Annotated in this window: 7 protein-coding genes; all 7 read right to left on the bottom strand. The window is 39.4% G+C overall.

The annotated features are described in order from the left end of the window. Positions 1-211: 211 nt before the first annotated feature. The gene (gene mobV / locus NKR21_RS21095) at positions 212-1,378 is read right to left on the bottom strand and encodes a MobV family relaxase (RefSeq protein WP_144458563.1); all 1,167 of its coding nucleotides are present in this window, start codon (positions 1,376-1,378) and stop codon (positions 212-214) included. 550 nt (positions 1,379-1,928) lie between these two features. After that, complete coding sequence (locus NKR21_RS21090; RefSeq protein ID WP_186299680.1) at positions 1,929-2,102, bottom strand: hypothetical protein; 174 nt, start codon at positions 2,100-2,102, stop codon at positions 1,929-1,931. 18 nt (positions 2,103-2,120) lie between these two features. Then, positions 2,121-2,759 (bottom strand): hypothetical protein, encoded by a 639-nt coding sequence (locus NKR21_RS21085; protein ID WP_144458564.1) that lies wholly within the window; start codon positions 2,757-2,759, stop codon positions 2,121-2,123. Positions 2,760-2,942: 183 nt separating this feature from the next. Further along, positions 2,943-3,965, bottom strand: a complete 1,023-nt coding sequence (locus NKR21_RS21080) for a protein rep (protein ID WP_144458565.1) — start codon at positions 3,963-3,965, stop codon at positions 2,943-2,945. Positions 3,966-4,125: 160 nt separating this feature from the next. Further along, positions 4,126-4,290 carry a hypothetical protein gene (locus NKR21_RS21075; protein ID WP_186299720.1) on the bottom strand — a complete coding sequence of 55 codons (165 nt, stop codon included), beginning with the start codon at positions 4,288-4,290 and terminating at the stop codon, positions 4,126-4,128. A gap of 421 nt (positions 4,291-4,711) precedes the next feature. Next, a complete protein-coding gene (locus NKR21_RS21070; protein WP_144458561.1) occupies positions 4,712-5,839 on the bottom strand; it encodes a response regulator aspartate phosphatase in 1,128 nt (375 codons plus the stop codon). A gap of 453 nt (positions 5,840-6,292) precedes the next feature. Further along, positions 6,293-6,487 (bottom strand): antitoxin VbhA family protein (locus tag NKR21_RS21065; protein ID WP_253602606.1); only part of this gene is annotated, 195 nt, incomplete at its 5' end.

Genomic DNA, 6,487 nt, shown 5'->3' with positions numbered 1-6,487 from the left:
CTTGGGCTCTGCCCAAACCCGCCAACGCTAGCACGTTGGATGGCAAATATTCAAACCCCCTACCCCCGATCTTCGGGGGATGCCCCTTCGGCGGGCGCAAACAAACGGGGTTTGTTTGAATCAATAGGCTTTGGATGTGGTGAATGCGTCAACTCCTTAATGCTCACTTCGTTCCGCTTACCGTTGACTCATGCCATATTTAGATCATGACCTATCGTTCCATCTCGTGATCTTGATTTCGATTTTTCTTAGGTGCAGTCTTTTCGCGCTCTTCCTCATACAAAAAATGCTTCGCTCCCTTTAATTCGTTCTGATTCTCAAAGTGATTATCAGTTATTTTCATGTTCATTTGTCTCAACACACTCGCTTTTAAATGACCAAAAAGAATCATGTACTCTTGCTTCTTCTCTTTGAAGACATCCATGAATTTATTGATTGCACGCTTTAAAAAGCGATTTTCTAATTCAAGTTCTTTGTTCCTAGCTTCCAAAATGCGGTTCTTTTTTGATAATTCACTTGTTTTGCTACGCTCTTGCGTCAATTCTTTTTCGAGCTTCTTGTTTTCCTTTCGGAACACCTCGCCCGCTTTGGCGAGACTTTGAACCTGCGCAAAATCTTCTTTGCTCATTTGAACAGTTTTTGCCGTTAACAAGCCGCCTTTCTCTTTCACTTCGATCTGATCAACCGCCTGCGCTTCAAATGCTGTCTTTTTCAAATCATCCAATCGACCCGAAATCTGATCAACCGCCTGTTCCAACTCTATTTTTTTAAGGCTTACTTCTTTCAACTTCTCTTTATCCGCTTCTAGCTTAAACTTGTGAATTTCAAGATATTTTTTATCTGAAGGCTCGCCACGCAGCAAGCCAAATTTTTCGTTATGCTTCCCGATCGCTTCCTGCAGCTGCTTCATTTCAACTTTGTTGAAAATCTGCTTCGCAGATAGCTTTTTCTCCTTCGTGATCGGCACGAGCCCCACGTGCATGTGGGGTGTCGTTTCATCCTTATGTACTGACGCATACATCACGTTCTCTTTTCCGTAACGCTCCTGGATAAATTCCAGATTGGATTTGAAGAATTCCCTTTCGCTCTCTGGAGACAGCTTTTCGAAGAATTCGGGACTTGCCGAGATCATGAACGAACAGCACCTAACCGCATCTTTCCGAATGGCACGTTTCGTCTCCACGTTCTTCTCGATATGTTCGTTGATCATTGCCTTATAATCGACTCGTTTATCATGCAATAAATCATAATTCAGATGCGCCCGATTTCGATCAATATCGGGGTTCGTATGGCTCTCTTTTTCTCTCTGATTATGAATCTGTTGACCCTTCAAGTCTGCGTTTTTGAACTTCCGCATATTACAAATAATGAACGCCATTTTTCCCCTTCACGCCCTCTCCCCGACAACAACTTTCTCTTTCAATTTTACCACATTCTCCGGCGACACTTCCATGTAAAGTATAGCCCGCTATACTTTACTCCGTAAAGTGCGGTCTCTGCCGAGGGCTACGACAGTCGCTTTCGCTCCTTCTGATCAGCTCCGCTGATAGGAAAAATCGCCGAAGAAGTCGGCTATTATTTTTCCTAAATTCAAAACCTTGAAGACCTCGGACGCTGTCCGAACCAGTCGGGGAAATCTTCCCCGAACCCCATAAAAAAGAAGCAGGCTTTAATCGCCTACTTCTTCTTCAAACCACACTGCAAAGAGCATCAAACCACAAATAATAATTGCCCCTAAATCCATCACATGAATTTCAATGGTCATCCTGTTCACCTCCACAGTGAACGGATTCTACCACAGAAATTTTCATCAAAACGAAGTTCTAAAAAATAAAAAAAATGCTTGCGGACACCGCAACCAAAAAAGAAATTTTTCAGCAAAAATCATGATATTAAGAAACAAAAAAACAGGCTCTTCAGCCTGCTTTTTATCCTCCAGTGGCGACAATATTGATGAGTGGCACACACAGTAAAAAGAAAACGACGAGAAAAACAATTTTATATCCCATCTCTTTTTCCTTATTATTCTTACGTTTTTGCATATAAACAGCAAAATAAGAAGCGCCAGTTAACATCATCAAGACTGCTATTACAGTCATCATAAAATCATCACCTTTATATTATTTGAGGGTGTCAACTCTAAATGCGGCAGCCCAAGAAACACCTACATAGACACCTTTACCTTTATTTTTTGCTCCGATTCTAACAGCTAATAAAGTCCAGTAACCGGCCGAGACAGCAGAAATTGATGCAACAGGTGGTAACCAAAAAGTCAATCCTCCAGTAATAGCTCCACCAGCAGCTGCTGTATACAGAAAATCTTGATAACTTTTAGAAGCTTTATTGTTGAATTTTCGATCATACCCCCACCAGTTATAAGTCCATCTAGCGTAATTAACAGATGTCGACAAAGTGGTAGGTGTAATACTCAAATCTTTTTCTACAGTAATTTTACCATTTTTTACATCATTATTCAATTGAGCAAAATGTGCTTCCAATTGATCTAAACTATATTTCTCGTATAAAGAATTTGGCACATTATTTTTCAAAGACAACAAACCATCTTTACCAACAGACACATACGGCTTAACAGCATCAATCATTTTTTGTTGTTCAGCATCCAAACTTGTTTGATCATCAGTCTTAACCTTATATACTCTTTCAGGTTCCTTCACATTACTTTCGTAAGCTGAAACATTTGGTGCAACAGATAAAACCAAAACAGAAACTAACGCCATGACCATAATTTTTAACTTCAAGACAAAACTCCCTCTCTATCTAGTATTTTGTTCATGGCAAATATCACATAAATAGATATATAAATCTACATAAATTACCTAAATTAGAAAAGTTTCCAAAATGCTTGCGGACACCGCAATCAAAAAAGAAATTTCACATGCCATATTGACATAAAAAAAGCAGACCCATGATAGGTCTGCTTTCTATGTGATTATGTAATTCTTGATGCCAACATGCCAATGTGCCATGACTTCAAACGTCTCATTAGCTACCTCATCATCATCTTCTTCAATTCTGATCAGATCTCCATCTTCCGCATCCGTCAAATTCAGTTCCTTATGAATCTCTTTCAAGATCCCGCCATAACCGATTAAACGCCTGGCACTTAATGCATCATCCAAATAATAGACCGTATCCAAATTCTCCTCGGTCACTTCATTACCACGTATCACATCCGTATCCTTGACTGGATACTTCGAGATTTCAAGAATAGCTTTTTGTTCTTCCATTGCTTCGCGGACTTCTTTTTCAATCGCTTCTGCATCGATTCCCTTTTTCCCTTTGACCCGCTGCACATGCACAATAGGTGTGTAATCCAATTTCATTGCCCGCTTCCAAAGGCTTGTCCACTCTGCTTGTTTGATATAGCTTTTCCCAAAATAATTGCGCTTTACAGGAATCAGCACATGAAAATGAGGATGATATGTATTTTGTTCATGGTTTTTTGTAATCTCTAAAGCTCTAAAAAAACCAAGTGTTCCAGTTTTCACTTTTTTGTATTGAAACAGCTTTCTAAAGCCTTGCATCATATCAGTAATCGTTTGTTTTAAATCATCGCCCTCGACATTTTTCACTGTCAACGTGAGAAATATCCATGCTGGCTTATATTGCCGATTGGCTTCTTCAACTATCAATTTATTGTGATAAGCAATTTTCAATGACCTTCGCCACGCACACATAGGGCATAACCTCACTTTACAAAAATAGGCTTGATATAATCGTAGTCTGCCCGTTTCTCGATCTCTCTTAAACGCAAGACATTCCGCACAATCACATACTTTCTCTGCCTTCTTCTTGTAGTAAGGCGCACCGGTACGCTTTTCAAGTCCTTCATAATGAGCCGCCATAAGCGACGATCTCACCTTTTTCCCCTTCCAATCCCGCTTTTTACCTGTTGCGGTTTTGTCATCGAGGATGGTATAATTCTTTTCAGATGAATAAAGCAAAGTAAAAAACCCCTTCTGCAGCTAGTTCTCTAGCACTCTATTATTTAAGCGTGGTAACTTAATAATAGCAGACGGGGTTTTTACCTGTCAAATTGCCCTTAAACCCTTGACACCATTGGATTTATCCTGTTTTTTTAAAATGACAGTGTTTCTATATGTATCAAGATAAGAAAAGACACGATTCTGACTCCGTCAAAATCGCCCAAAAAGCTGGCGAAACCGCCATCTTTTTAAAAACCAAAACCTCAAAACCTAAAAGACCAAAGACTAAACCAAATTTCCCCGCAGGGGGAGATTTTTTTTTGATTTTTTCGCCCCATTTCATAGTATAAAAATTCTTTACACTACCCCTAGAACCTGACTAAACCTGACTTCAAAATACAGCTGCCATCACCCGCCCACAAAAATGGTGGGATTGAAAAAGAGACAAACAGAAGAGCATGGAACAAGTAAGGTCATTTCATGGCGATTCGGTCCGATCTTCTGGCCGTTGCTATTTATGGGTTCCTGCCGTCTGTACCCAGTGGAAATATCACGTTTAGTCAAAAACCTAATAGTTTACGTGTTATTTCCAAGTGACTACACATGATCTTTCCACAAAAAAAACAGACCTAAAAGGTCTGAAGAATTAAGTCATTGCCCTAGAACAAACTTGAAAACCAGTTGCACTATAGTTATCTATATTCGCTTGAACAAAAACACCGATAACCAATGCTGATGCACAAATTAAACCTAAAGCACAGTTCCTATAGAAATTCATACAAACAATCGCCCCTTTGAATTTGTTTTTGGGCGTATATCATCTTTTCATACAATTTGACAGATTCATCCACACGCCCATTTTCAGTATAAAATCGGGCGGCTTCCAAAGCTAGCTCTTCCATGTAAGGTAAACCCCTCGGACTTTCCAATTTCTCCAAGCAAGCCAATACTTCACTAAGATTTGCAGACTTAAAAAATAAATTTTCTAGCACCTTCAACATATCCAAGAATAAATCATCTTTATGTAAAGCCAACTGCTCTTTAGCTTTCTCATAAAATTCTCGTCCCTCAATTAATTCTTTTTGATTCAGATGAATTCGTGTCAATTCATAATAGGCTTGAAACAACCTTTCTCCGATCGGCTCCCCTTCTAAAATGGCTTGGTGAAAATACGATACAGCTTTCGTAATTTCATTTAACCCTTGATAACACATACCGACATTGTACAGTTGCCTAAAGATTATATGCTTATTGCCTACTGCCTTCGCTTTCTCCAAAGCTAAAGAAAAACAAGTCAACGCCTTATCTGTAGTTTCTAAATCCATATAATTTCCCGCGACTACAGTTAAACAATTAATTTCACGAACCATATAAATCGAATGCGTCTTATAAGCCTTATAGGTATCATAAGCAAGAGTGACGTAATACATAGACATATGTGTCTGTTTCATGTGATAAAACACTTCGGACATCTTGTAATAGAATTCCGCTTTCTCTAGCTCATCAGCCACTTGTTCCAAACGTTTCTCAGCTCGCCTATAGAACATGATGGCTTTAACAAATTCGCCCATTCTAAATTCATACATCCCTTGGAAAAAGTTGAAATAGTATTCAAGAAAGCCCGCCATCTTTTTCCCTTGTCCTTCTACAGCTTTCAAATATTCAGAAGGCTCCAATGGTTTTTTAGAAGGTTGCACATAATCAAGCATCAATTGATGACGGAACTCCATCAACTGAAAATAAAGAACCGCTTGCTCATCTTCTTCCATGGCATCGATCTCTTTCCTAACCTCTTCCCTTAGAACCTCAGACTCTTTTACATTGAATCTCTTTATATGCTTGTACCATTCATTGATTTTAACCGCTACAACTGGAGACGGTATAGCCGCCATCTACAATCCCCCCTTACAAAACCAGTTTTAACTAAATGCTAGCACAAGATTTCCTAATAAAACCCTGTTTCTCCCTCGATATGTAAAATTTTCGGTATCTCGCAAACACTTTTGAATTTTGCTCGGCATCTCGCCAACAACTTTCAAAAGTCATGGCAGCAGACAAAACAAAAAAACGCATTTAAAGCCCTTATAAGCGTTTTTGACGCATTCCCCTACTTCAATTACCTGAACAAAAATAAAAGCGCTCAGAATCGAATCTGAACGCTCTCAACGGCATTTTTAAAATGCACGACATGTTTTTTTATACGTTTTATTTTCATCTTGCGTACTACCCCCCTGTTAGCATGGGGGGGTTCCCGTTTGGCTCTCGGTGCTTCGCTTTTCGTTGCCACTCGACGACTGTCGTCGTCTTACGCTACGCACCTTCGCCAAACAATTGTTGGAACTCTATTATATCACTTTATAAGCCAATTCAAGGGCTTTTCTCTCATACTCCTCATCTGTGATCTGACCAGATACATGCTCCCATATCAATTCTTCCTCTTCAGCTGTAAGATAAATTCCCTCAATGGCGTGTGTAGCTTTGGCATATTTCATACCTTTTTCAAACTCACTTTTGGTCATTTTCATCATCGGACCGCCTTT

Origin of the sequence: Bacillus sp. 1735sda2, assembly GCF_024159245.1 — a bacterium.
Taxonomy (GTDB): domain Bacteria; phylum Bacillota; class Bacilli; order Bacillales; family Bacillaceae; genus Bacillus; species Bacillus pumilus_O.
This window is presented reverse-complemented; position numbering and strand designations above follow the sequence as displayed.